Raw genomic sequence first — 26,055 nt, forward strand, 5'->3', positions numbered from 1 at the left:
CAGGCAAGCGTAAACAGACCGACAGAATAAACAGACACCATGACAACATTATCTGAAAATATTAGCCAATTAATAAGTTTGACAACAGACGAAAAAGCAATTGTTGAAAAGGCTTTTAAGCACATTAAAATTTCTAAAGGTGATCTTTGGGTGAAGGAAGGTAAGGTGTGCGACCATGTTGCATTTGTGCAAACTGGGAAGCTTAGAGTATTTTATAATGACGACTCAGGCAATGAAGTGACTTGTTACTTTGTAATGCCCGACAATTTTATTTCTTCATTCACAAGTTTTTTAACTAACACCCCGACAACGGAAAACATTTCAGCCATTGAAGACACTAATTTAATGACCATTTCTAAGAAAGAATTAGAATCATTATCGGACAGCATATCGAAAATTCATATTTGGCGGAGAATTATAGCAGAAAATCTTTTTATCACCATGGAAAAAAGAATTGCCATGCTTCAATCTCAAACAGCGAATGAACGCTATGAACGCATGATAAAAGAAAATCCTGATATTATCCTTAGCGTTCCATTGCAATACACAGCATCATTTTTAGGTATAACACCTCAACACCTGAGCAGACTAAGAAAAGAATCCTTAAAGTGATTTCTTAACATTTGTTCAGTAGTTTAGAAAATTACTGGCGGACTTTTGTAGCGTAAATATTAATAAATAAAACGCAACAAAATGAAGCAAATAATCTTAATTACAGCAATGCTGATTTCTGCAGCATCTATTAACGCACAGACAAGTCCCGAAAAGCCTAAAAAGACAAAAGAACTTGTCTTTTTAGCAGGAACAATTCAACCACTTTTACTACAAGGCGGGAATTTTGAAGTGGACTTTTATACGCCAAAAATGGTGTTCAATTATTCCCATGGTTTCTCCCTAGAATTGGAAAGTAGTGCAGGCACAACTGTAGGTGAAGCCAAAGAACAGTCAGTAGCTTATCACCTTCCTTATTCAACAGGTTTTGGCGTAGGATATCGATTGAATAAATACTTCGATATTCGCTTTGAACCAAAACTTCATAAGTTTGAAGCTTACTACGATGGCACCGACAGAAAGGAATCCATTAACCAAATTGTAGATTACAACACAGTTACTTTAGGTGTTGGAGCATACTTTAGATGGAAACCTTTCGAAAAACAAAATAATTTTCTCAAAGGTATTTTCACTTCAACCAGCATTAGATATTGGCAAAATGTGTGGTCATCTCTCGACAACAATGAGTACAAATATTTTAACACCATAACAAACCAAAATGAAACATTAAAAGCCTCTAATATTGGAATTGCTAATACGCCATTTTTATTCAATGTTGCATTGGGCTATAGTATTATGTTCTAATTCTTAAAAAATAAAATCATGGAACGCAGAGACTTCATCGTAAAAAGCGGAACCGTTTTGACCGCAGCAGCATTCTTTGGAATGTTCGGAAATTCAAACAATTTATTTAGTGCCACAACCAATTCAATCGATAAACAAGACAATAAAAAACGTCCAGACCCAAATGCTTTTAGCCAACCAATTTTAAAAGCAATTGCTATCGGGATAAATGCTCCAAGTCCTCATAACACACAATCATGGAAATTCAAAGTAATCAATGACACAACCATGTATTTGTATGTGAATGAAAATATATTGTTACCTGCAACTGATCCACCAAGCAGACAAATACATATGGGAGCAGGCTGCTTTATTGAAACATTAGTCATTGGAGCTACTACTTTGGGCTACAAATCTAACGTTACTTATTTTCCTGAAGGTTACGAATCTCAAAAGGACTTTGGCGTAAAACCTGTTGCAAAAATTGAATTGCTGAAAGATTTAGAAAGTATAGATTCACTTTCAAGTTACATTAACAAAAGGCAAACAAACAGAAGAGAATATAAAGGCGATTTGATTTCAAAACAGGAATTTGTAACATTGAAAGAAATTGCAGGCAATTCACATTCTCAGTTGATTTTTATCAATGAAAATTTCAAACCTTACTTTGAAATTTTTAACAAAGGCTTTGAAATTGAATCAAGAACTTTCAGAACAAATGAAGAAACCAGAAATCTATTTCGTTTTTCCGAAAAGCAAAGAGCAGAAAAGGGAGATGGAATAAGTATTCCGCAAATGGGATATCACGGCATTATGAAATATCTTGCGGAAAGTTCATTAGACAATGGAAACAAGGAAAAATGGCACAGCGACAAATCCATAAGCTTGTCAATGAAAAATGTAGCCAAAGGAATTGAGAGTAGTAAGGGCATTGTAATTTGGGTAACCGAAGCTAATACATTCGAAGACTGGATTAAATCCGGGAGAGATTATGTTCGCTTTAGCCTTGCATTGACAAAACAAAATCTGTATGCTCATCCTTACAATCAAGCTATACAAGAGTATAACGAGATGAAAGCAATTCGTGACGAACTTGATAAGTTATTGAACATTCAAGGAAATCAAAAAATACAAATGGTTGTTAGAATTGGTCGAAGTTCAGAACCATATCTTTCATACAGACGACCGCTTGACACTTATATTATTAAGTAATATTGACCTGAATAATTGCACGACCGACACTAGCGCCAGCCTGTAACAAGGGCTTGGCGTAATGGCGGGTGAAGTGCTTCGTATGAACATTATTGCTAAATTTGAACTTTGGTGCTTCGTATCAACGGCAGTGCTATAATGCCGCCACTACGCCAAGCCCCGAACCGTTATAGGCAACCCCACTATTGAAATTTGAGATTAAATATAATTACTGATAAAAACTTAATATATTGAAAGTAATTGACTTAATTTGACATAAATCGGAACATAAAAAAATAAAGCATGAAAATAATACTAAGTCGTAAGGGATTTGATTCTTCGAGTGGAGGAATACCGAGTCCAATTCTTCCAGATGGAACGCTGTTGTCGTTGCCAATTCCAAATGATGTAAATAGATATGAAGATTTAGAATATAAAGGGAAAAATTATTTTGAAATCATATATGAGTTAAGTAATGGAAAAATTAGGAATAAAGAATGCCATTATGACCCTGATATTAGAGAAAATGCAATAAAGGCAAATCTGAGACCCAAAAATTGGAGAGCAGCTTTTGGACAAGTGGGGGCATCCTTAACACATTTACAAAATTATGAAATACAAAAAGGAGATTTATTTTTATTCTTTGGGTTATTTCGGGAATGTGAAATTAAAAATGGAAAATACCAATTTATCAGGGGTACTAAACCCAAACATATTATTTGGGGCTATTTACAAATTGACGAAATATTACAAAATCCTACTGAAAAGGAATTTCCTTGGTTAGTGGAAAAAGGAAAAAACAAACACCCACACATTGATAGAGAGAACAAAAATAATGCAATTTTTATAGGAGCTAAAACACTATCTTGGGATAAAAGTATGAAAGGTGCCGATTGCCTAGAATTTAATCATATGCGTGTTTTGACAAGAGAAGGGATGAGTACATCTCGTTGGGAACTACCCGATTTTTTCAAAGAAATAGATATATCTCATCACAAACGTTCCGACTGGAAAGATAATTATTTTCAATCTACTGGTAGAGGGCAAGAATTTGTTTTCTCTACAGAAAATCGTTTGGATGTTATGAATTGGGTAAGTGATTTAATTGGTGCTGAACGAATACACGATAAAAGAGGTCAAATTTCTTCAGATAATATTACGTCTTTAATGTATGATGAGATTTTTGTTTTTGGTAGTAATAAGGAGGGAAACCATGCAGGAGGAGCAGCTAAGCAGGCTTTAAAATGGGGTGCCATACAAGGACAAGGTGAAGGCATTCAAGGAAAAACTTATGCTATTCCAACAATGTTCGATTCAGTAGAGGAAATAAAACCTTATGTTGATAGATTTATTGAATATGCAAAGGCAAATCCATATAAAAGATTTTTAGTTACCAGCATAGGCTGTGGCATTGCAAATTTCACACCGGATCAAATTGCTCCACTTTTTATTGAGGTTGTAAGACAAAGCATAACTAATATTTGTTTACCAGAGGAATTTGCAATTATAAATATTAGTTTTGAAGCCTACGGAAAAGATTAAATTACTGCCTATAACATGCTATTACTCGCAAGCCGAAATAATCGCTTCGATTAACATTTCTCTTTAGAAAAAAGTCTTATCTTCGTATCTAAGTTAAATGCTAAAAATCGGCCAGCGAGTAGTAGCTTCCCGTTATGAGAGAGTTAAGAGAAACGCTTCGTAACGGATTCAGGCAAGGACGTGAACCACCGTTACATTATTTAAACAGTCAAATTCGAGGTCAATTTCTGACTTCGAGTAATCAATCATTTTATCAAAAAATTAAAATGGAGTTCAGAAACCATTTTAAAAAACGGAGCGGAATCCGAAAAGCTAACGAGTAGGAAAATTTTAATTTTTAAGAATATGAAAGTAATGAAATACTTAACAATGGGATTATTGTTTATTGGAATTACAGCTTTAGTGAGTTGTAAGAAAGAAGATATGTCAAAATATGTCACAAAAGATGAATTGAGTCAAGGACAAGTTTCAAGTGATCCGAAAATTGAAAATATTGACTTGACAATCAAACCCTATGAATGGACATGGAATAGTTTGTATAAATGTTGGGAATATAAATATCCCCACTCTTCTATTTATCAAGGAGTTCTGGTAGGTTATGTTATGAATGGTCAAGGAAAACAATTCATGCCATATTATGATGCACAGACAGGAGTAACTTATGGTCTTGCTGATGAGACCTTCAGTGGTAATATACGGATTACATATTATGATGGTACCACTTCTTTACAAAAACCTTCTTATGATAAATACGTATATCTTAAAATTATTCCTTCAGCTGGTTTGAAAACCCATCCTAATTTAGATTTAACAAATTACGAAGAGGTGTCAAAAGTATTTAAGGTAGAATAACAAAAAACTCTCTCTTTAACTTTAAAGATGGGCTATTTAAAATTGGATAGTCCATCTTATTTTAATAACTTAGCATGACAAATTAAAAAAAATGAAAATGAATAAAAACTTACCTATATATGTTTTAAGTTTTGCGATATTGGCATTATTAGTTGCCTTAATTATTCAAAACAATAATATCTCTCAATTGATTACTAATTTAAAAAAGAGCAATCAAGATGATGAGTTAGCATTAGAGAAAATACATGAAAAAGAGCTCGAAAATAATATCCACAACTCCAAAAGAATCCCAATTGGCTATCAATTAAATACCAATACCCTCTCATAACCTGTCGTTTTGCGTCAGGCGGGTAAATCGCTTCGTACTTGGGTTTTACATTAAAGAAAAAGTCTTATCTTCGTATCTAAATTTAACGTAAAATCCGCCCGAACGCCAAGCCCCGAACCGTTAGCAAACATGCAAAAACGGGTACTATGAGGATTTATACTACACTACGAACAAAAATTAGAAGAATTGAGCCTCCTTAAAATTGATTATCGAACAAACAATAATTCAATAATTACTTTAAAAAAAAATCTAAATGAAAACAAAAATTATAATTCTATTCTTTATTGCCCTGACCAAATTAACTTTTGGGCAATATCAACAGTACATACAATATGTATCACCTTACCTCTCTGACTCGATTCAGAGCGGTTTCTTCTATTTTAACACACCTAACAATTTTCAGGCGGGTCAACTTTATCAACTTTATAGACAGAATGCTCCTGATTTAAACAACAATATGGTGCTTATCGATCAACATGTAGATAGCTTAGCTGGATTAACACATTTTAAATATCAGCAAACTTTTATGAATATACCGATTGAAGGTGCTGGCTGCATTGAGCATTATGATAAATATGGCTCGCTTCAATTTATAAATGCAAAAATAGCTGATTCAATAAAAAAAGACCATAGACCAAGATTAAGTGGTGATGAAGCAATCAATATTCTAATTGAATATTTGAAAAAGGATGAAAAGCTCATTTTTGCATGGAATGATGAAGATTGGGAACAGCAAATAAGACTTGATTATGCTGATAGCAATGCAACATGGTATCCAAATTCCGAACTTATCTGGGCTATAGATACCGTCAAGAACATTCAATTAATTAACTCTGGAAACAGATATAATCTTGCGTACAAAATCTCAATTACAGTTATCCAGCCTGAATTTGAAACATTTATTTATTATGTTGACGCTAATACTGGTATAGTATTAAAATTCAACTCTACTCACATCAATGATGGACCTGCTGGAGTTTATGGCTATGGTTCTAAAATCATTGATACTCAATGGAAAGGTGGTTTTACTCAAAAGTACATTTTACAAACAAATGATGCAACTAGAGTTGTACACACCAAAAAGAATCCAAATGGAAGTACTGCTTGGGGATTGTTAGACAATACCAAAGACGATGACGATAATTGGGGGAATACGTATTTAACGGAGACATCAACACACTACCATGTTTCAACTTGTTGGGATTATTACAGAAATGTTTTCGGAAGAACAGGTCAGAATAATGCTAGTAGAGAAGTGCGCGTCAGAACGCAATGGAATGCTTATAATGCTCAATTTATTCCAGGCGGAAGTGATCACAACGATTTAAGATTTGGAAAAGATAATGGTTGGGATTTCGGTTTAGAGCCGTCGATTGTAGCTCATGAATTTGCTCATGGTGTTACTCATCATTCATCAAATTTAACCTATTCTTATGAATCAGGCGCATTAAACGAAGCATTTAGCGATATATTTGGAGTAGTTATACAGGCAGTAATGCTTGATGGAGGTTCTACAGATTGGGTTATAGGAAATTTTATTCCAAATATGCCTTTAAGATCTTTGAAAGACCCCAATCTTTACAATCAACCTGATACATACTTAGGCTTAAATTGGTATACTGGTGCAGGAGATAATGGTGGTGTACATGTCAACTCTGGAGTTCTTAACAAGTGGTTTTATGTTTTAGCGCATGGTGATAATGGAACAAATGATTTGTCGAATTATTATGATGTTGATGGAATTGGTATAAATAAGGCTTCAAGAATTGCTTATTATGCACAAACATCATTATTATTAAGTTCTTCTCAATATTCAGATGCCAGACAGGCTACAATTCAAGCAGCAAAAATTCTTTACGGTGAATGCTCTGTCGAACATCAAGCAACAATTGATTCTTGGTACGCAGTTGGAATTGGTAATTTGAATAATTGTACTTACACTGCATCTGTTGAAGACTTATCAAATCAAAACATTCTAATATATCCAAATCCTGCTAATAATTCAATTTCAATTGAACTGCCAATGTCAACAGCTAGTCCGATTAGAATAATTGATTTATCTGGAAATTTGATTAAAGAATTTGAAACCAATCAGGTGTTTTTTCAGACTGATATTTCAAACCTTTCGAATGGAGTTTACTTGATAAATTTCGATTTTAATGGTAGTCAAATTGTGAAACGAATAATTGTTCAGAACTAATGACTTGTCGTTTGTATATGTTAATTATAATGGTACTTGGGGCTTTCACCCCAAGTACCATTTTTGCTCAGAATAATAGAATTTCTATCCATTCGGGACTTTTTCATAGTTTTTTCGATGAATCTCCGGTTCTAAACACAAATCACCCGAACAAAGCAGTTAAGCCTTTTAGTGGTTTGTTTTACAATTCGCTTGGTATTCAATATGATCGAAAACTCAATTCAAAATCAAGATTTTCTGTTGAATACAACTATTATTATGAAATTTATCAAAACGTTTATAGTGAATTAGTTAAAAACGTTGTTTCTGAAAGACAATCTAACATTTTCAACCTAAATTACTCTCAATTGATTTACTCTAAACCGAAAATTAATGTTCCGATAGGTATTGGTTTAAATTATCGACATGGAGCAGAATTTATTGTTGTTAATTATGGATATTTCCAATATTTAGATATATATGAACCACTAATCGAAACAAGAATACAACGAGACTTAGGATTGAATTTACGGGCTGGTATAGAATATAGTCCTATAAGATGGTTAACATTATATTCAAATTTTGATTTAATTGGATTTGTTTATTTGCATGATAAAAATGCAATAGAACGAATACAAGATACTTACGGCTATAACAAATATCCACATCGCTTTGATTTGTCATGGAGATTTGGAATAGGATTTAATTTTTAAGGGTGGCTCTAAAAGGAAAAACGCACGATTTGCTAACAACAAACAAGCGCAAGCGGCAAATGTACACACGTGTTAGCCGCCTAGCGCCTGTTTGTGGGCCGTTATGAGGGAATAGTCCACCACAGATAGGAACGTCCCCACGTTATTGTACGTGGATTTTTTATTTTTTTCAACATTTCATCCGTTTTGTAGTAAGTTATTAGCAGAAAATATTTTATCATTTTTCTGCTCTAAAATCTGTGCGGGTAAACCGTGCAAATATCTCTTTTAGAGTATTTGTGACGTTGACACGTCCACAGATTTTAGTTTAAATTAACGAAAATAAACTAGAAAGTCAATAGTTTACTAAAAATAAAAAGTACATCATTGATTATTTTTCTTGTTCTATCCTTCGTTAATTAATCACTTACCAAAACGGATGAAAGTTGTTTTTATTAATCGGTAAAATCCCCTACCGAGTTCAAACAGACTCCTATGTCAAACATAAGAGCAATTCGACCTCGGAACAATAGCGTGAGGTCGGCTGTATTTATTTCTGGGTGAACTACTACGTACAATTCAATAGATGGATTTCATTTTATCAAAGACTATAGAATTGTACTCCCCATAACTGGCTGTTTCGCACCATTCTGGATAAATCAAATCAATTATTATATATCCTAGGAAAATATTTATTACATTTATATTGAATTATCAAAAGGATCAGAACGGATGCGAAGCAGCCGCAACGTTAGCGGGCAGGTAAATAAAATCAGTAAATGAAACAATGTTAAAAAAATATTTTAATTCACATAGCTTTTTGAAAATGGAGGAAATAGAATCTGCTTTACCTTTATTTAAAGAAGTACAATTAAATAAAGGAGAATATTTTATTACTGACACTATAATTTGTAATCAAATAGCATTTGTTGTAAAAGGCTCTTTTCGGGGCTTTGTAGTTGACGATAAAGGGAATGAGGTAAATATCTGTTTAAAGTTAGAAAATCAATTTATTACCTCATATGAAAGTTTTTTAAATCAACAACCATCTAAAAAGAATATTCAAGCAATGGAAAAATGCGATTTATTAATCATAAACAGAGATTCTTTAATAAATCTATTAGATAAATTCCCTTCATTTAATTTTCTAATTAAAGCCGTTGCAGAACAAGAATTGATAGAAAAAGAAAACTTTTTGATTCATTTAAATAATAAATCAGGAAAGGAAAAATATCTGTTCATTTTAAACTATTATCCCGATTTTATTCGAAGAGTTAAACTTAGTGATTTAGCCTCCTTTATAGGTGTTACCCCTCGAACGGTTTCAAGGATTAGAAAAAATTTATCCGGCAATTAATTATAGGACAAATGTCCTCTTTTGCGATTAGAAGTGTGTTTAGTTTTGCATAATAAAATAAGAAGAATATGCAACAAATTGCAAAAGACATATATCACATACCTTTAATGCCAAGAAATAGTATTAACTGTTACATTGCTGAAGGTGTTTTGATAGATGCAGGAATTAGAAGTTCGTATAAAAATATTTCCAAACATCTGCAAGAAATTCCTGTTCACCTACACATTCTAACACACGCCCACGCAGACCATCAAGGTAGTAGCGACAAAATTTGTAACGATTTCAACTTACCTCTATATTGTCATCAAAAGGAAGTCTATCGTGCAGAAACAGGGTTTGTAACCAAAGATTATCCGTCAAACAAAAACATTATTGCCCGATTGCAACAAAAATATTGGGCAGGTCGAGGACACAAAATTGATAAAACAATCAAAGAAAATGATATGATTGGTAACTTTAGGGTAATAGAAACACCGGGACACTCTGATGGTCATATTTCACTTTTCAGAGAAAAAGATGGTGTTTTGATAATCGGAGATGTCGCAACAAATATGAACTTATTGACCACCATAAAAGGGTTACATCTTCCACCCCATATTTTTACAACCAACAAAATTGAGAACATCAATTCATTGCAAAAATTATCTGAATTAAGTCCGAAAATTATTTGTTTTGGACACGGTCCCGTTCTCCTAAATAAGAATAAAGAGTTTGAAAAATTTGTTGAGAGACAAAAGAACTACGGCTAACACTTAAGACTTAAACGCCCTGTAGCGCAGCGGAATGGCGACTTAAGTCGGGGTTGACATTTCTATTGGCAATGGACTAAAAATTAAAAAACTCGAATAAAAATAAAATGAATAATAAAGGCATATATCTAATTCAATTAAACTTATGAATTATACAGTATTGGTTACCGGAGGAACAGGTTATATTGGTTCTTGGGTTGTTAAAAATTTATTAGAAAGAGGATACAATGTTCGTCTAACAACAAGAAATAAAAATAATCTTTCCAAAATCCAATTTTTAGTAAACTATGCGGAATCTTCAAAGGGTAAACTTGAAATATGGGAAGCAGATTTATTAAAAATGGGTTCGTTTGATGAGGTTGTAATGGGTTGCGATTATGTTATTCATATGGCTTCGCCATTTCAAACCAAGATAAAAAATGCACAAAAGGAACTTATAGAACCAGCTCTAATAGGAACAAGAAATGTTCTTCGTGCAGTTAATCTCTCACTATCTGTTAAAAAAGTCGTTATGACTTCAAGTGTAGCGGCTGTTTTTGGAGATAATATAGATATGAAAAATTTGAACCTCTCAGAATTTGATGAAAATCAATTTAATACAACTAGTTCTATTAAGCATCAACCCTATGCTTATTCCAAATTATTAGCTGAAAAAGAAGCTTGGAAAATATATGAATCTCAACAAAGATGGCAATTAATTACTATAAACCCCTCATTTGTTATGGGACCTCCTCTGTCTAAATATGCAGATTCTGGGAGTATTATATTGATGAAAGAGTTTTTAAAAGGGAGTTATTGTTTTGGCGTACCCAATTTAGAATTTGGTTTTGTTGATGTTCGAGACATAGCTAAAGTTCATATACAAGCTATGGAAGACATAAATGCAAAAGGAAGATATATTATATCAGAGAGAGTAGCTTCTTTATTGAATTTTGCTAAAATAATTCAAATCGAATTTAAAAATAAATACCAACTACCTAAGAAAGAGGCTCCTAAATTATTACTTTATCTGTTTGCGCCTATTTTTAATTTAACAAGACAATTTGTAGAAAAAAATGTTGGTTATTCTATAAAAATTAATTCTCAAAAAGTCATAAATGATTTTAACCTTCAACTCACTCCTCTCGAAAAGACTTTAAAAGATATGATAATTGAAATGGAGGAACTGAAAATGTTATAGAACATTACCCGACCCGCTAACAAGCGGTTTGAACGCAAGGCGGGCAAAGTGCTCCGATTGAACATTTTCGGTAAGAAAAAAGTATTATCTTCGTATCAACATTTGTCGGTAAAATCCGCCCTGCGTCAAGCCGCCAAAACGTCAAACTGTCTAAAAACCCCCAACCTATTAACATTCTAATTGTCAATAACTTACATCCTTAAATATTTATCATCTAATTGATTTTCAGTATATTCATCCTATGAAATACATCATCGGAAAAGACAGAACTCAATTCGAGTTATTTTGCTTAGAGGAGCGAATTGATGAAAACAATGAAGTTCGGTTGATTGAGCTTTTTGTGGATAGTTTACCCTTGGCAGACTTTGGTTTTGTAGAAGACAAAGTCAATCCACAGGGAGGAAGACCTGCTTATCATCCAAGTGTTTTATTGAAGTTATTTTTATATGGCTACATGAATCGCATCCGCTCCTCTCGACTTTTGGAAAAAGAGTGTAACCGAAACTTGGAAGTAATGTGGCTTATGCGAGGACTCGCCCCCGACCACAATACCATCTCTAATTTCAGGAAGGACAATCCTTTAGCAATCAAAAAAGTGTTTCGAGCTACTGTGGAGCTTGCCAAAAACTTTGATTTGATTGGCGGAAAACTACTTGCTGGCGACGGCACAAAATTACGTGCCCAAAATTCTAAAAAGAACAACTACAACCAAGCAAAAATTGATAGACATCTTGCTTATATTGAAACAAAACTAGAGGAATACAATGCAGTTCTTGCAAGTGAAGATGGGGATGTTGAACAAAAGTTAAAAGCAAAACAAAAGATAGAGCAACACCTCCAACACCAACAGAAATATAAGGATTTAGAAAAACAACTAGAAGAAACAGGAGAGGTTCAAATCTCTACATCTGATCCTGAGAGTAGGCAGTTAATTATTCGAAATGTCATTACAGAGGTAGCCTATAATGTTCAGTCAACAGTGGATGAAAAACACAGCATTCCAATCAATTACGAAGTAACCAATGAAAACGATTCCAAAGCAATGGGCGGAATGCTTGAACAAGCTGTGGAAGTTTTAGGTCACAATGAATTTACAGCCATATTTGATAAAGGATATTACACCGGAACAGAGTTTGAAAAAGCAGAAGAATTAGGAGTTGATGTATTGGTTGCTGTTCCCGATTTACCCACCTCTTCCATGGCACCTGATCCTGCTTATAACATTTCCGAATTTACCTATAACCAAGAAACTAACTCTTACACCTGTCCACAGGGAAACACATTAAAATCCAATGGGAAATGGTATTCCAAAAGTAGAAATCATCCAGGAAGAAAGAAGCAAGAATCCATCCGAATGAAGCAGTACAAAACAGATGCCTGTAAAACGTGTCCCGTTTACGATTTATGCACCAAAGCAGCCAATAAACGTGGGCGAGTCATTGAACGATTAATCTATGCCCATTTGCTAGAAAAAAACAAGAAGCGAGTAAGAGAAAATTATGAAATCTATAAAAAACGACAGGCAATCGTGGAGCACCCCTTTGGAATCATAAAGAGACAATGGGATTTTTATTATATCGTAACAAAAAAAGGCAAAGAAAGGGCTTCGGCAGACGTAGGACTCATCTTTACAGCTTTCAATTTACGTAGAATATTCAATCTTCTTAACCAAAATGCACTCAAAAAGTATCTAAGAGAGCTTGATTTGAATTTTTCGTATTATATAAAGCATTTAGATGCGTTTTACAGGTTTTTGTTTTCTTATTTAACGATTGGTGTTTTTAAAAAAGAGTATTCTAAAGTGGTTTAAAATGAAAATAAATGAGTAGTTTAGTAGAGAGTATATAGATAAAGACGGTATTTAGACAGACTGCCGTTATTTGCAAGTTAAAACACCACTCAACAACATTATCTTCTTCAAATCTTAAACTTCTCTTAACCAGCTCGTAACATCTCTTTCTGACTTTTGCATCATCAAAAAAAACAATAAAAATGATGAACACAAAAGTAAAGAGACAAACTCCAAAAACATTATTAATCTGTGGATTGGGATTGTTAAATTTCATCCCAACTTATGCCCAGGAATCGGACTCCATCCGTTTGGAACGATTGGAAAGTAAAGTAAGTAAATTAGAAGTTCTAAACGGATTAAAAATTTCAGGATACATTCAAGGGCAATTTCAATACGGACAGGAAAATGCTTCTTTGAAAGTGGGTGCTCCCAACACCGATATTACCGAAGATTTTAACCGTATGGGCATTCGCAGAGGTCGGCTGAAATTCACCTATGAAAAGAGTATAGCCACTGCTGTTTTCCAAATGGACATGACCGAAAAAGGCTTTGGAATTAAAGATGTCTATCTCCAAGTCAAGGATTCCGAATGGAGTGCAAGTTCACTTAAAATCGGAGTTTTTAACCGACCATTTGGCTATGAGATTGAGAGGTCTTCATCTTCAAGAGAGTCTCCTGAAAGGGCAACAATTATCACTACCCTATTCCCGGAAGAAAGAGATTTGGGTGCGATAATGACCTTGCAGGCAAAGAAATCATCACCTTGGCATTTCCTAAAATTGGATGCAGGATTATTTGCAGGAAATGGTATTAAATCAGATATTAAAAACAAAAAGGACTTTATCAGTCATTTATCAGCCAATAAAACCATTAAAAAAGGAATTAAGCTCAGTGGCGGAATATCCTACTACCGGGGGACAGTTTATCAGGGGTCAGAAAACAGATATACATTTTCCGGTAATGCGTTTATACTCAATAACAATCCCACCAATATCGGTGCATTTGCCAAAAGAGAATACTTCGGAGTAGATGCACAGTTTAGTTTTACCAGCAATCTCGGGTTGACTTCATTATCAGGTGAGTTTATCACGGGAACTCAACCGGGTGAAAAAGGTGGAAGTAAAAGTCCGAACAGTTCATCTGTAGGAAACTCCGATATGTATATCCGCAATTTCAGCGGTGGCTATATTTCTTTTGTTCAGGATTTTGGAAAAATTCCACTCTCAACGGTGATTAAGTACGATTGGTATGATCCCAATACCAAAATGTCAAAAGATGACATTGGACTTAATCAAACCGGAAAAGGCGATATCGCTTATCAGACAATTGGTTTCGGATTGCTTTGGAAAATTAACGATGTCCTGAGAATGACAGCCTATTACGATTTGGTGAAAAACGAAACTTCAGTAAATCTTACTGGATATGAAAAAAATATTAAAGACGATGTTTTTACACTTCGACTTCAATACAAATTTTAAAATTGTAACCAAATTGTAACCAAACCTAAAAAAGTACTTAACAATCTATCAGCAATTTTGCATCAAATAAATAAAAAGAGAAAATAATGAAAAAACACATTTTAATACTATTGACTGGAATATCCTTGCTATCGTGCAATTCCAAAAGCGAAGAAACAAATTCCACAGGCATTGAGCCAAAAACAAAAGTTGAAACTGTCCAAATAAAAGGTTCGGAAACCGTTTTACCTCTAACCCAAAAGGCGGTGGAAGAATTTGCAAACGTGGATTCCCAACTGAAATTAATTGTCACGGGGGGTGGCAGTGGTGTCGGAATAGCGGCCTTGCTAAATAATACGACAGACATTGCACAAACCTCCAGAGCCATCAAATTTGGCGAGAAACAAAAAATCGAAGAAGGCGGAAATACTGTCAAAGAAATCATTGTAGCTTATGATGCCTTGGCGATTATCGTCCATCCGGAAAACAAAGTTTCCAACCTTACGAGAGAGCAATTGGAAGATATTTTCACAGGAAAAATCACAAATTGGAAAGAAGTAGGTGGCGAGGATTTGAAAATTGTACCTTATGCAAGGGAAACTTCATCTGGGACTTATGAGTTCTTTAAGGAAAGTGTTTTGTTGAACAAAAACTATCTGTCCGGCATTATGAGTATGCCTGCCAATGGGGCGATTATTCAGTCCATCAAACAAACCAAAGGTGCAATTGCTTATGTGGGATTGGCATATCTCAACAAAGATGTGAAAGCTGTACATGTTTCTTATGACGGTGGAAAAACATTTATAGAACCTTCTTTTGCCAATGCGAAAAATAAAACCTATCCTGTTGTCAGACCTTTGTTTTACTACTATCTCGGCAACTCTGAATCCAAAGTGAAACCGTTTATTGACTTCCTTCTTTCTCCTACCGGGCAGGAAATTGTGGACGAAGTGGGTTATGTGGATTTAAGATAATTTTTTCAAAAACAATTTCAAAAAACAGAGATGTTTCGAAAACTTTCAAATCGGTTTATCAAACAACTATTGACTTTTAGCGGTGCGGTTACGGGTATCGCTATCCTGTTTATCTCTTTTTTCCTTTTTAAAGAAGGTGCAGGACTTTTTAAGACTTCAACCATCGAAAAAGGATATGTTTTGATTGTTCATTCGGCAAATCCTGTTGGTAAATTAAGCTCTCATCAAATCAAAGAAATTTTTGATACTGAAATTACAAACTGGAAAGCTGTTGGCGGTAAAAATCAGGAAATCCGTATTTTTAGAATTGACGATATTTTTAACGAATATTCCAAAACAGAAATCGGTGAAAACTACGAGCATCTTTCCGAAAAATTGGCGGAGGTAATCCAAAAAAACGAAGGCATCATTGCCTTTCTTCCTCATCAATACGCTCCGATTAACAGTCCAAGCGTAAAAGAATTACCGGCAGGAAACATCTCGGTTTCGGATTATTTTCTCGGAAAAGAGTATTTACCAACCGCAACACCAGCTCCTTTGTTTGGCGTATTGCCATTGCTATTCGGCACACTTCTGGTCAGCATCATGGCAATCGCATTGGCTTTGCCATTGGGATTGGGTGTTGCCATTTATATATCTGAATTAGCAGACGAGCGGATTCGGAAATTTTTAAAACCCGTCATCGAATTATTAGCCGGAATTCCATCCGTAGTTTATGGTTTCTTCGGATTGGTGGTATTGGCACCGATTGTACAGAAAACATTTCATTTATCCGTTGGAGAAACAGCATTTACGGGAAGTATAATTTTAGCCATCATGGCATTGCCAACGATTATTTCGGTAGCGGAAGATGCCATGCGAAACACGCCACGAGCCATGCGGGAAGCGAGTTTAGCTTTGGGTGCAACTCAATGGCAAACGATTTATAAAGTCGTTATTCCTTATGCAAAATCGGGCATTTCCGCTGCGGTGGTTTTGGGTATGGGTCGGGCAATCGGTGAAACCATGGCGGTGTTGATGGTAACGGGAAATGCGGCAGTGATACCCACTTCGATTTTCAATTCCGTCAGAACCATTCCTGCAACGATAGCAGCAGAATTAGGCGAAGCACCCGCAGGTGAAGCCCATTATCAGGCTTTGTTTTTATTGGGATGTATTTTGTTTCTGATCACCATGGTGATTTCCGTTGCGGCAGAAATGATTTCGAAGAAGAAAAATTTTAAACCGGTTTAAAAATGAATAAAAAAATAAAACAACAAATTGCATTTTGGATTTTTCGCTTGTTCAGCGTGTTGATTGTCGGGATTTTGTTAAGCATTCTCGGGTTTATAATTTTCAACGGAATTCAGGTCATCAATTGGGAATTTCTAACGACTGCACCGAGAGAAGGAATGACAGCCGGAGGGATTTTTCCTGCGATCGTGGGAACATTTTATTTAGTGATTGGTAGTTTGATTTTTGCAGTTCCGCTCGGGGTAATGTCTGCTATTTACACCATCGAATATGCAGGGAACGGCAAAGTCGTTCGCTTTATTCGAATGATGACCAATAACTTGGCAAGTATCCCGTCCATTGTATTTGGATTGTTTGGAATGGCATTGTTTGTCAATAAATTAGGCTTTGGCGATTCTATTCTGGCAGGTTCATTGACTTTGGGATTATTGACCTTACCCATTATTATCAGAACATCGGAAGAAGCATTAAAAGCCGTTCCTGAATCGTACCGAAGTGGCAGTTATGCTTTAGGAGCGAGCAAATTAATGACCATCAGAAAGGTCGTTTTACCGAGTGCGATGCCCAATATCTTAACTGGAATTATTCTTTCCGTGGGTAGAGTTTCGGGAGAAACTGCACCGATTCTGTTTACGGTGGCTGCTTATTTTCTGCCCAATCTTCCCGACAGCATTTTTAGTCAGGCAATGGCTCTGCCCTATCATTTGTATGTATTGGCGACCAGCGGAACGGACATTGAAGCGTCCCGTCCCATGGCGTACGGAACCGCATTGGTATTGATTGTAATTGTGCTTTTCTTCAATTTATCGGCAACGATTTTACGACAACGAATGAATAAAAAATTGAGACATAATTAAACCAAATTGAAAATGATTGAAACAAAAAATATAAACTTTTACTACGGCAATTTCCACGCACTGAAAAACATCAGCATGAAAATGGAAACCAATACCGTAACTGCATTTATCGGCCCGTCCGGTTGTGGGAAATCGACATTTTTGAGATTATTCAACCGAATGAATGACCTGATTGATGATACAAAATTGGAAGGAGAATGTTTGATAGGCGGGAAAAATATTTATCACAAATCGATTGATGTAGATGCACTGAGAAAAAATGTCGGAATGGTCTTTCAAAAACCAAATCCGTTTCCCAAAACCATCTTTGAGAATGTCGCTTATGGATTAAGGGTAAATGGGGTGAACGACAAAAAGAAAATCGCCCAAAGAGTAGAAGAATCGCTTATTGCGTCTGCTTTGTGGGATGAAGTAAAGGATAAACTTCACAAATCTGCTTTTGAATTATCGGGCGGACAACAGCAACGATTGTGCATTGCAAGAGCCCTGGCGATAGCACCGACCGTTTTGCTGATGGATGAACCTGCATCGGCATTGGATCCTATTTCAACTTCAAAAATAGAAGAGTTGATTCATCAATTGAAAAAAGAGTACACCATCGTCATCGTTACGCACAATATGCAACAGGCAGCAAGGGTTAGCGACAAAACAGGATTTTTTATGTTGGGGGAATTGATAGAATACAGCGATACCAAAAAGATGTTCCTGAACCCTGACAAAGAAACCACTCAAAACTATATAACAGGAAGGTTTGGGTAAAACTAAAAGTGAAAAATGAAAAGTGAAAAATGATGAAGAAAAAAACTTAGAGCATTCGTGTCTTCGTGCCTTTGTGGCAATTAAAAAAATAAAAAAATATGAAAAAAAGAAAAAGAATCGCATTGGTTGCACATGACAACTGTAAACAAAAACTACTCGAATGGGTAGAACTTCATTGGGAAATATTTGCCCGGGAAGACTTGATTTGTACAGGAACAACAGGTCAGTTAGTAGAGAAAAAACTAAACGAATGTATGGAGCAAAATGCAAAAGAATTTCCAATACATATTACCAAATTGAAATCGGGACCTTTAGGCGGAGACCAGCAATTGGGAGCCATGATTTGTAATGGCAAAGTGGATGTTTTGATTTTCTTTTGGGACGCCATGGAACCACAACCACACGATGTGGACATCAAAGCATTATTGCGGATAGCAACTTTGTACAATATCGTTTATGCTTGTTCTCGTTCTACGGCTGATTTCATCATTACATCTCCTTTGTTTGATGAAAATTACAATTCCGTACTTTCCGAACAAATCGATCAATACCAAAACAGAGTATTGTTATAGAACAGAATTTCTAAAAAACAAAAAAACTTTGTGCCTTCGTGTCTTCGTGGCAAACAAAAAATAAAAAAATATGAAACAAAACGAAATAGAAATCCAATTTCTAAAAGATGAAATCAACGAAATGTGGCGTTTGGTCATTTCTCAGGTAGAAAAAGCCAAAAAATCCTTGCTAAACAACGATGTTGAGCTGGCTTTGGAAATTATCAGTTTGGAAAAAAGAGTGGATGCTTTTGAATTGAAAATCGACAGCAACTGCGAACATTATATTGCGTTATATAGTCCGGTGGCCATTGATTTGCGCTTGGTTTTATCCATTATGAAAATCAGTATCACTTTGGAACGAATTGCAGATTACGCAGCCGGAATTGCCCGGTATGTCGTGGAAAGAGATTGTCATGCATTTACATCCAAAATGAAAGAAGTTTTGGAACTGGAAAAAATGTTTGATGTTTTACTGAATATGCTGACCGACAGTTTGGTTTCTTTAAATTCAGAAAACGCCAAAAATGCAGGTAAAATCATGGCGAAAGACAAAGAAGTAAACGAAATTTATCTCAATGCCTTCAACCTGCTTTCCGAACATTTAAGAAAAGAAAGTGCCGATGTAAGATGCGGATTGGAAATGATGATGTTGATACGAAAAATGGAACGAATTGGCGACCATTGCAAAAATATCGTAGAAGAAATTGCTTTCTTTATTGAAGCAAAAGTATTGAAACATAAAGGCAAAAAAGAGTAATAACAGAAAGGTTTTTATCTTTGTGTTGAGAAATCGGATGATATGAGCGAACGCATTTTAATCGTAGATGATGACAACAGCATTTCAGAAATTTTAGAGTTTAATCTGAAAAATGAAGGTTATGAAGTAGATACTGCTGTTTCTGCCGAAGAAGGATTGAAAAAATCGCTTCATGAATTTGATTTGATGTTATTAGATGTGATGATGGGCGGAATGTCCGGCTATAAAATGGCAGAAAAAATCAGAAAAAACGGAGTTTTGATTCCAATCATTTTTTTGACTGCAAAAGACACTGAAAACGATATGCTTACAGGCTTTTCTGTCGGTGGTGATGATTATATTTCTAAGCCGTTTTCTATCAAAGAAGTAATTGCGAGAGTGAAAGCAGTATTGAAAAGGGCAGAAAAACAAGGAATATCTTCTGCACAAGATGAAAAACTGATTTTTGGTAATCTCGTTCTGGACTTTAATTTGAAAGAATTATTCATTGATGAACAAAAAATAAAACTGACAAAAACAGAATTTGAACTCCTAGGTTTGCTCGCCAAAAACCCCAACCGAATGTTTTCAAGGGAAAGTATTATCGATAAGTTATGGAGTGAAACGCCCTATATCACAGAACGAACGGTAGATGTACATATTACCCGACTAAGAAAAAAAATGGGAAGCTATGCTACTGCAATTTCCAATAAAATGGGTTATGGTTATTGGTTTAATACCGAAGAATTATGAAATTAAGCTACCGACAGAAACTGTTTTTATATTTCGGGTTGTTATTTACGCTCTTTACGATTGGTATTATCATATTTGACCAAATCCGGGAAAGAAATGACAAAACCTTGGCACTGGAAGAAAAGTTGGAAGCTTACACGGATATTATCCAATCCGGTTTATCCGAAAGTCAGGACAGTATAGATTTAACAATTATTCGGTTACAAAAATTATTACCCAAAGATCTGAGAATTACTATCATTAATCAAGTAGGTCAAGTTCTGTATGACAACTCAATTGAGGATTTCACACACCTTACCAATCATAAAAACAGACCGGAAATAGCAAAAGCACAACAAATCGGAAAAGGCTCGGACATTCGGCTATCAAATTCGAATCAACAGAAATATCTCTATTTTGCAAAAGTTGCCGATGATAAATTCATTCGGGTAGCCTTGCCTTATAATATTCAACTGCAACAAATTCTAAAGCCAGACAACATTTCGCTCTATTTTATGATTTTGTTTTTTGGTATTTTCCTTTACTTCATCCACATTACGACCAAAAGATTCGGAAACACCATCAAACAATTGCGTGATTATGTTTTAAATTCGGATAAAATGAATGTTGCTCAATTAAAATTTTCAAATGATGAATTAGGCGAAATTAGCAGCAAAATAGCCGATAATTATCATCAGCTCAAGGAAAGTCAGGAAACAATCTTGTTGGAAAAACAAAAACTTTTGCAACATATTCATGTTTTGGAAGAAGGAATTTGCTTTTTATCGTCCAATCAAAAGGTAGAGTTTTACAACGGCTTGTTTATTCAATATTTGAATACCATTTCAAACGAAACTTCCAGCGATGCGTCCATTATTTTAAAAGATGATAATTTCAAAGAATTACAACACTTTTTGACACAAAAGGAAAGACCTTATTTTGAAAAAACAATCAGCAAACAGGGAAAAGTGTTTTCCGTCAGAGCCAATATTTTTGAAGATGAAAGTTTTGAAATCATCCTCAGTGACATCACAAAACAAGAAAAAACAAAACAGCTTAAACAGGAGATGACCGGCAATATTGCACACGAATTGCGCACGCCGATTACCAGTATCAGAGGTTATTTGGAAACGGTTTTAAACACATCTTTGGACGATGAAAAGAAACAGTATTTCATTGAACGAGCATTTCAGCAAACGCTTGCACTGTCCGACATTACGCAGGATATGACGCTCATTGCGAAGATGGAAGAGGCTCCCGATAAATTTACCTTATCGAAAGTTAACATTGTGCAGTTGCTTCGTAAAATTAAAGAAGATACGGGTATTCAGTTGAATGAAAAACAAATAGAGATGAACTGGCTATTGCCCGATAATTTAGAATTGACAGGAAGCGAAAATTTACTTTATTCACTGTTTAAGAACCTGACTGAAAATGCCATCCGCTATGCCGGAGAAAATATAGAAATCAATATCAGTGTTTACAATGAAGATGCCGATTTTTATTATTTCTCTTTCTATGACACCGGAATTGGTATTAAAAATGAAAGTCAATTGAACCGTATCTTTGAACGCTTTTTCCGTGTCAATGAAGGTCGCACCCGAGATACAGGCGGAACCGGCTTAGGTTTGTCTATCGTGAAAAATGCCGTGCTGTTTCACAAGGGAAAAATTACAGCAAAAAACAGAAAAGAAGGTGGTTTGGAGTTTTTGTTTTCTATTAAAAAGGATTTGATGAATTAAAGACTAACCAGCAAATAACAAGCGGTTTGAACGCAAGGCGAGATAATTGCTTCACTCGAACATTTTCGATAAAAAAAAGCATTATCTTCGTATCAACATTTGTCGGTGAAATTCGCCCTGCGTCAAGCCGCCAAAACGTGTGTGACTTGAACAATCAGCTGTCTGCTGATTGGTGCTTTAAAACAGATGAGAGTAGGTCTCTCAATGGCGATTTTCAGGAATAGCCATTAAACCACTTTGTGCTGCAAGATTAGGAAACGGTTTTGTGGTGAGCGACAAAGAAAAACGGAAGCAACGACTTCTGTAGGTGTGTGTATGTGAGTTGAACGAAAGTGAACCCAACGATGAAGCCTCGTAAGGGCAATAGACGATGTCAAAAATAGGTAGTTACGTTTGTACCTATGATAAGAGTGTACCGGACACCTGATTTACTGGGTACACGGCATCCGGGGTTAAGTGGGCAAGACGCATACATAGGCTGTTTTAAGGAACAAGTGAACTCTACATCGTTCTGTAAAATAGAAATAGGAAGCAGACAAGAGGGGATGTGCTTGAGATGTAGGGGGCAGACTTAGCCGTAGTAGTGTTGAAGTGTTTGTAATGAACATGGAGCGAAGGGCTAAGCATGTTAGGTTTCAAACGAATTTACAACCGTAAAAGGGATGATTAATTATTATGAAACAAAATCACAGCCAATAACCAGATTAATGGTTTGGCAAGCATACAAGGAGGTAAAATCCAATGCTGGAAGTGGTGGAATAGACAAAATGAGTTGGGAATATTTGCAGAAAAACGCAAGTACGGAACTTTATATGCTCTGGAACCGCCTAAGCTCAGGGAGTTATTTTCCGAAAGCTGTCAAACAAGTTGCTATACCAAAGAAAGGGGGAGGAGAACGATTACTCGGTATCCCGACGATTTTAGACCGTATAGCACAACAAGTAGTACGAAAACACTTGGAACGAATAGTAGAACCAAAATTTCATTCCAGTTCATTTGGTTACCGACCCAATCGGAACTGTCATCAAGCCGTTGAACAAGCATATACAAATTTATACAATCATGATTTTGCTATTGACTTAGACATCAAAGGTTTCTTTGACAACATCGACCACGAACTGATGATGAAAGCATTAAAACACTACTGTTCAGACAATTGGGTTTTGTTATATGTGGAAAGGTGGTTGAAAGCAGGAATTGTACAGAAAGAGGGAGATTTTAAACCAACCCTTTCAGGAACTCCACAAGGTGGCGTTATTAGTCCGCTTTTAGCAAACTTATTTCTACATGTAGTCTTCGATAAATGGATGGATAAGTTCCACCCTGAAAAGCCATTTGAAAGGTATGCAGATGATATTGTAGTGCATTGCAAAACCGAGAATCAAGCGCAATTCATGTTGCGCCAAATTAAAGAGCGCATGGAATCGTGTAAATTACAGTTGCATGAAGTCAAAAGTAAAATAGTCAATTTGAGAGGGTTTTCACAAACGAAATACTCCAAAGGGTTCGACTTTCTTGGCTTTACAATCCGTCCACGAGCCTACAAAACAAAAGGCACAGGAAAAGTGAAATCTATTCCATGTATCTGCGTAAGTCAGAAGTCGAAGACAAGCATCATGCGAAAGTTCAGGGAAATGAATTTACACAAGCGCAGAAAATCCTTGGAAGAAATCGCCAAGGAAATCAACCCCGTCATTCGTGGGATTATCAACTATTACCACAAGTTTTGGAAAGATGATATGCGAATGGTGTGGAATCAACTGAACGCACGACTACTGAAATGGACAAAATGGGAGAAAGACTTATTCAAGAAAGCCTCTGTGCGCTACTTGAAAACCAAGTACAAAGAAAACCCCAATTTATTTGCGCATTGGTTATTGGTATATCCGTAAAAAGTTATTACTTTTGATGTGATTTAGTAACATGAAGAGCCGTATGAAGGGAGACTTTCACGTACGGTTCCGTGAGAACGTAGGGGTGAAATTCCCTTACGTGACTCGATTACCTACAACCTTACGAACAAATCTTCAAATAAAAATTTGGATTATATACCAAGTCTTGGTATATTTGTGTTAAACTAAATTAATAGCCATGGCGAAAAATACATCAATATTATTAGGCGATTATTTCGAGAACTTTATAAACAAACAAATTAAAAGTGGAAAATACTCTTCAGCGAGTGAAGTTGTGCGAACTGCATTAAGAATGTTTGAGTTTGAAGAATCTAAAAAAATGAAGCTAGTAAACGAACTGAAAAAAGGAGAAAAATCAGGTTTTGTAAAAGAATTTAATAGAAAAGATTTTAGAATGGAACTTCATCAAAAATATCTCGCTGAAAAATGAATTATAAAATAAGCATTGAAGCGAAAGAAGACATTGAAAAAATTTGGCTTTACACTTTTAAAAAATGGTCACTTGAACAAGCTGACCGATACCTTGACTTTATAATGGATGAAATCGAATACATTGCCGAAAATCCTAATTCCGGAAAAGATTTTAGCTATGTAAGAAAAGGATACATGAGAACTCAAATAAAATCACATTTAATATTCTATAAAGTGAATAAAAAGCAAGATATCATTGAAATTATTAGAGTTCTACACCAAAAAATGGACATTGAAAATAGGCTGAAAGATTAATAAAGATATCGCTGCAGATTACAAGTGGTTTTGCGTCAGGCGGGTTAATCGATTTAATTTAAATTTTTTAGTATATTTGAAAGTTGGTGCTTCGGTTCAAAATTTACGGTAAAAATCCGCCCGAACGTAAATCCGCCAACCCGTTAGAAAAAACAATTTGTTTCCTACCCCTCCACCACTATCTCTTGGAAATCTCGCGCTATCTCATCAAGGGTCGCATAAATTTCATCCAAATCATAGGTAGTAACAAGTTTTGAGCGTAAAGGTTTGATATTAGCTATTCCTCTAAAGTAGTTTGAATAATGACGTTTCATTTCATTGATAGCCAATTTTTCGCCTTTCCATTTTATACTTAAATCCAGGTGTCTTCGTGCCACATTTACACGTTGTTCTACAGTCGGTGAAGGAAGATGCTCGCCTGTCTTTTGGAAATGTTTAATTTCATTAAATATCCATGGATATCCAATAGAAGCACGACCAATCATCAATCCATCTACGCCATACCTGTTTTTGTATTCGACGGCTTTTTCAGGAGAATCAATATCTCCGTTCCCAAATACAGGAATATGCATGCGCGGATTATTTTTTACCTCACCAATAAGCGTCCAATCAGCCTCTCCTTTGTACATCTGCTTGCGCGTTCTTCCGTGAATAGAAATCGCTTCGATTCCCACATCTTGAAGTCTTTCTGCTACTTCTACAATGTATTTAGAGTTCTCATCCCATCCCAAACGTGTTTTAACCGTAACAGGTAAATGCGTGGTTTTGACAATTTCTTCTGTCAGTTTGACCATCTTTGGGATATCCAATAAAATTCCAGCTCCTGAGCCTTTACAAGCAACTTTCTTAACTGGACAACCATAATTGATGTCAATAATATCAGGGTTTGTTTTCTCAATAATTTCGGTAGCTTGACGCATACTGTCAAAGTCATTTCCAAACACTTGGATTCCTACAGGACGTTCTGCTTCGTAGATGTCGAGTTTCATGACACTTTTTGCTGCATCTCGAATTAAGCCTTCAGCAGAAATGAATTCGGAGTACATTAAATCACATCCATTCTCTTTGCATAATGCACGGAAGGGAGGATCACTCACGTCTTCCATCGGAGCGAGTAATAATGGAAAATCTCCTAAGTCTATGTCACGTATTTTTGCCATCGTGATTGCAAAAGT

Annotated in this window: 25 protein-coding genes; 24 read left to right on the forward strand and 1 reads right to left on the reverse strand. The window is 35.5% G+C overall.

The annotated features are described in order from the left end of the window. The first annotated feature begins 39 nt into the window (after window positions 1–39). The 24 genes from M9897_11330 to M9897_11445 all read left to right on the forward strand — a co-directional run bounded on the left by M9897_11330 (window position 40) and on the right by M9897_11445 (window position 24,880). Entirely contained in the window at window positions 40–612 is a 573-nt protein-coding gene (locus M9897_11330) for a Crp/Fnr family transcriptional regulator (protein ID MCO5269470.1), read from the forward strand. Between the two features lie 81 nt (window positions 613–693). Then, a complete protein-coding gene (locus M9897_11335) occupies window positions 694–1,356 on the forward strand; it encodes a hypothetical protein (protein MCO5269471.1) in 663 nt (220 codons plus the stop codon). A gap of 18 nt (window positions 1,357–1,374) precedes the next feature. Further along, window positions 1,375–2,547: a hypothetical protein gene (locus tag M9897_11340; protein MCO5269472.1), complete on the forward strand. Its 1,173-nt coding sequence runs from the start codon at window positions 1,375–1,377 to the stop codon at window positions 2,545–2,547. Between the two features lie 282 nt (window positions 2,548–2,829). Beyond that, window positions 2,830–4,068: a hypothetical protein gene (locus tag M9897_11345; protein MCO5269473.1), complete on the forward strand. Its 1,239-nt coding sequence runs from the start codon at window positions 2,830–2,832 to the stop codon at window positions 4,066–4,068. 354 nt (window positions 4,069–4,422) lie between these two features. Next, complete coding sequence (locus tag M9897_11350) at window positions 4,423–4,920, forward strand: hypothetical protein (protein ID MCO5269474.1); 498 nt, start codon at window positions 4,423–4,425, stop codon at window positions 4,918–4,920. Window positions 4,921–5,017: 97 nt separating this feature from the next. Then, a complete protein-coding gene (locus M9897_11355; protein MCO5269475.1) occupies window positions 5,018–5,248 on the forward strand; it encodes a hypothetical protein in 231 nt (76 codons plus the stop codon). A 253-nt stretch (window positions 5,249–5,501) separates the two neighbouring features. Next, window positions 5,502–7,448 carry a M4 family metallopeptidase gene (locus M9897_11360; GenBank protein MCO5269476.1) on the forward strand — a complete coding sequence of 649 codons (1,947 nt, stop codon included), beginning with the start codon at window positions 5,502–5,504 and terminating at the stop codon, window positions 7,446–7,448. 29 nt (window positions 7,449–7,477) lie between these two features. Then, on the forward strand, window positions 7,478–8,140 hold the full coding sequence (locus M9897_11365) for a hypothetical protein (protein MCO5269477.1): 663 nt from the start codon (window positions 7,478–7,480) through the stop codon (window positions 8,138–8,140). Window positions 8,141–8,906: 766 nt separating this feature from the next. Then, entirely contained in the window at window positions 8,907–9,476 is a 570-nt protein-coding gene (locus tag M9897_11370) for a Crp/Fnr family transcriptional regulator (GenBank protein MCO5269478.1), read from the forward strand. A gap of 68 nt (window positions 9,477–9,544) precedes the next feature. Then, a complete protein-coding gene (locus tag M9897_11375; GenBank protein ID MCO5269479.1) occupies window positions 9,545–10,225 on the forward strand; it encodes an MBL fold metallo-hydrolase in 681 nt (226 codons plus the stop codon). Window positions 10,226–10,370: 145 nt separating this feature from the next. Further along, window positions 10,371–11,405 carry an NAD-dependent epimerase/dehydratase family protein gene (locus tag M9897_11380; protein ID MCO5269480.1) on the forward strand — a complete coding sequence of 345 codons (1,035 nt, stop codon included), beginning with the start codon at window positions 10,371–10,373 and terminating at the stop codon, window positions 11,403–11,405. 241 nt (window positions 11,406–11,646) lie between these two features. Then, window positions 11,647–13,215, forward strand: coding sequence for an IS1182 family transposase (locus M9897_11385; protein MCO5269481.1), 1,569 nt, complete (start codon window positions 11,647–11,649; stop codon window positions 13,213–13,215). 182 nt (window positions 13,216–13,397) lie between these two features. Further along, complete coding sequence (locus M9897_11390) at window positions 13,398–14,675, forward strand: hypothetical protein (GenBank protein ID MCO5269482.1); 1,278 nt, start codon at window positions 13,398–13,400, stop codon at window positions 14,673–14,675. 86 nt (window positions 14,676–14,761) lie between these two features. Next, window positions 14,762–15,628 (forward strand): PstS family phosphate ABC transporter substrate-binding protein, encoded by an 867-nt coding sequence (locus tag M9897_11395; GenBank protein ID MCO5269483.1) that lies wholly within the window; start codon window positions 14,762–14,764, stop codon window positions 15,626–15,628. A 30-nt stretch (window positions 15,629–15,658) separates the two neighbouring features. Further along, the gene (gene pstC, locus M9897_11400; GenBank protein MCO5269484.1) at window positions 15,659–16,861 is read left to right on the forward strand and encodes a phosphate ABC transporter permease subunit PstC; all 1,203 of its coding nucleotides are present in this window, start codon (window positions 15,659–15,661) and stop codon (window positions 16,859–16,861) included. 2 nt (window positions 16,862–16,863) lie between these two features. Then, a complete protein-coding gene (gene pstA, locus M9897_11405) occupies window positions 16,864–17,718 on the forward strand; it encodes a phosphate ABC transporter permease PstA (GenBank protein ID MCO5269485.1) in 855 nt (284 codons plus the stop codon). A 12-nt stretch (window positions 17,719–17,730) separates the two neighbouring features. Beyond that, a complete protein-coding gene (gene pstB / locus M9897_11410) occupies window positions 17,731–18,477 on the forward strand; it encodes a phosphate ABC transporter ATP-binding protein PstB (protein MCO5269486.1) in 747 nt (248 codons plus the stop codon). Between the two features lie 98 nt (window positions 18,478–18,575). After that, window positions 18,576–19,049, forward strand: coding sequence for a methylglyoxal synthase (locus M9897_11415; protein ID MCO5269487.1), 474 nt, complete (start codon window positions 18,576–18,578; stop codon window positions 19,047–19,049). A gap of 70 nt (window positions 19,050–19,119) precedes the next feature. After that, on the forward strand, window positions 19,120–19,788 hold the full coding sequence (phoU, locus tag M9897_11420) for a phosphate signaling complex protein PhoU (GenBank protein MCO5269488.1): 669 nt from the start codon (window positions 19,120–19,122) through the stop codon (window positions 19,786–19,788). A 42-nt stretch (window positions 19,789–19,830) separates the two neighbouring features. Continuing rightward, window positions 19,831–20,520, forward strand: a complete 690-nt coding sequence (locus tag M9897_11425; protein ID MCO5269489.1) for a response regulator transcription factor — start codon at window positions 19,831–19,833, stop codon at window positions 20,518–20,520. Next, window positions 20,517–22,241, forward strand: a complete 1,725-nt coding sequence (locus tag M9897_11430; GenBank protein MCO5269490.1) for a HAMP domain-containing histidine kinase — start codon at window positions 20,517–20,519, stop codon at window positions 22,239–22,241. The genes M9897_11425 and M9897_11430 overlap by 4 nt, the downstream gene beginning before the upstream one ends. Before the next feature lie 662 nt (window positions 22,242–22,903). Continuing rightward, entirely contained in the window at window positions 22,904–24,133 is a 1,230-nt protein-coding gene (gene ltrA, locus M9897_11435; protein ID MCO5269491.1) for a group II intron reverse transcriptase/maturase, read from the forward strand. A 199-nt stretch (window positions 24,134–24,332) separates the two neighbouring features. Next, the gene (locus M9897_11440; protein MCO5269492.1) at window positions 24,333–24,584 is read left to right on the forward strand and encodes a type II toxin-antitoxin system ParD family antitoxin; all 252 of its coding nucleotides are present in this window, start codon (window positions 24,333–24,335) and stop codon (window positions 24,582–24,584) included. Next, complete coding sequence (locus M9897_11445; protein MCO5269493.1) at window positions 24,581–24,880, forward strand: type II toxin-antitoxin system RelE/ParE family toxin; 300 nt, start codon at window positions 24,581–24,583, stop codon at window positions 24,878–24,880. The genes M9897_11440 and M9897_11445 overlap by 4 nt, the downstream gene beginning before the upstream one ends. Window positions 24,881–25,044: 164 nt before the next feature. Here M9897_11445 and dusB read toward each other — a convergent pair whose 3' ends face one another. After that, on the reverse strand, window positions 25,045–26,040 hold the full coding sequence (gene dusB, locus M9897_11450; GenBank protein ID MCO5269494.1) for a tRNA dihydrouridine synthase DusB: 996 nt from the start codon (window positions 26,038–26,040) through the stop codon (window positions 25,045–25,047). Window positions 26,041–26,055: the final 15 nt, after the last annotated feature.

The sequence above is a fragment of the Brumimicrobium sp. genome (assembly GCA_023957385.1).
Classification (GTDB): domain Bacteria; phylum Bacteroidota; class Bacteroidia; order Flavobacteriales_D; family Crocinitomicaceae; genus Brumimicrobium.

Excerpts from the sequence above, each read along its gene's own strand:
- M9897_11350 (MCO5269474.1), top strand. The coding sequence starts at position 4,423 with ATGAAATACTTAACAATGGGATTATTGTTTATTGGAATTACAGCTTTA.
- M9897_11340 (MCO5269472.1), top strand. The coding sequence starts at position 1,375 with ATGGAACGCAGAGACTTCATCGTAAAAAGCGGAACCGTTTTGACCGCA.
- M9897_11385 (MCO5269481.1), top strand. The coding sequence starts at position 11,647 with ATGAAATACATCATCGGAAAAGACAGAACTCAATTCGAGTTATTTTGC.
- M9897_11375 (MCO5269479.1), top strand. The coding sequence starts at position 9,545 with ATGCAACAAATTGCAAAAGACATATATCACATACCTTTAATGCCAAGA.
- dusB (MCO5269494.1), bottom strand. The coding sequence starts at position 26,040 with ATGGCAAAAATACGTGACATAGACTTAGGAGATTTTCCATTATTACTC.
- M9897_11395 (MCO5269483.1), top strand. The coding sequence starts at position 14,762 with ATGAAAAAACACATTTTAATACTATTGACTGGAATATCCTTGCTATCG.
- M9897_11415 (MCO5269487.1), top strand. The coding sequence starts at position 18,576 with ATGAAAAAAAGAAAAAGAATCGCATTGGTTGCACATGACAACTGTAAA.
- M9897_11345 (MCO5269473.1), top strand. The coding sequence starts at position 2,830 with ATGAAAATAATACTAAGTCGTAAGGGATTTGATTCTTCGAGTGGAGGA.
- M9897_11355 (MCO5269475.1), top strand. The coding sequence starts at position 5,018 with ATGAATAAAAACTTACCTATATATGTTTTAAGTTTTGCGATATTGGCA.
- M9897_11445 (MCO5269493.1), top strand. The coding sequence starts at position 24,581 with ATGAATTATAAAATAAGCATTGAAGCGAAAGAAGACATTGAAAAAATT.
- pstC (MCO5269484.1), top strand. The coding sequence starts at position 15,659 with ATGTTTCGAAAACTTTCAAATCGGTTTATCAAACAACTATTGACTTTT.
- M9897_11390 (MCO5269482.1), top strand. The coding sequence starts at position 13,398 with ATGATGAACACAAAAGTAAAGAGACAAACTCCAAAAACATTATTAATC.
- pstB (MCO5269486.1), top strand. The coding sequence starts at position 17,731 with ATGATTGAAACAAAAAATATAAACTTTTACTACGGCAATTTCCACGCA.
- phoU (MCO5269488.1), top strand. The coding sequence starts at position 19,120 with ATGAAACAAAACGAAATAGAAATCCAATTTCTAAAAGATGAAATCAAC.
- M9897_11330 (MCO5269470.1), top strand. The coding sequence starts at position 40 with ATGACAACATTATCTGAAAATATTAGCCAATTAATAAGTTTGACAACA.
- pstA (MCO5269485.1), top strand. The coding sequence starts at position 16,864 with ATGAATAAAAAAATAAAACAACAAATTGCATTTTGGATTTTTCGCTTG.
- M9897_11335 (MCO5269471.1), top strand. The coding sequence starts at position 694 with ATGAAGCAAATAATCTTAATTACAGCAATGCTGATTTCTGCAGCATCT.
- ltrA (MCO5269491.1), top strand. The coding sequence starts at position 22,904 with ATGATTAATTATTATGAAACAAAATCACAGCCAATAACCAGATTAATG.
- M9897_11360 (MCO5269476.1), top strand. The coding sequence starts at position 5,502 with ATGAAAACAAAAATTATAATTCTATTCTTTATTGCCCTGACCAAATTA.
- M9897_11370 (MCO5269478.1), top strand. The coding sequence starts at position 8,907 with ATGTTAAAAAAATATTTTAATTCACATAGCTTTTTGAAAATGGAGGAA.
- M9897_11380 (MCO5269480.1), top strand. The coding sequence starts at position 10,371 with ATGAATTATACAGTATTGGTTACCGGAGGAACAGGTTATATTGGTTCT.
- M9897_11365 (MCO5269477.1), top strand. The coding sequence starts at position 7,478 with ATGGTACTTGGGGCTTTCACCCCAAGTACCATTTTTGCTCAGAATAAT.
- M9897_11440 (MCO5269492.1), top strand. The coding sequence starts at position 24,333 with ATGGCGAAAAATACATCAATATTATTAGGCGATTATTTCGAGAACTTT.
- M9897_11425 (MCO5269489.1), top strand. The coding sequence starts at position 19,831 with ATGAGCGAACGCATTTTAATCGTAGATGATGACAACAGCATTTCAGAA.
- M9897_11430 (MCO5269490.1), top strand. The coding sequence starts at position 20,517 with ATGAAATTAAGCTACCGACAGAAACTGTTTTTATATTTCGGGTTGTTA.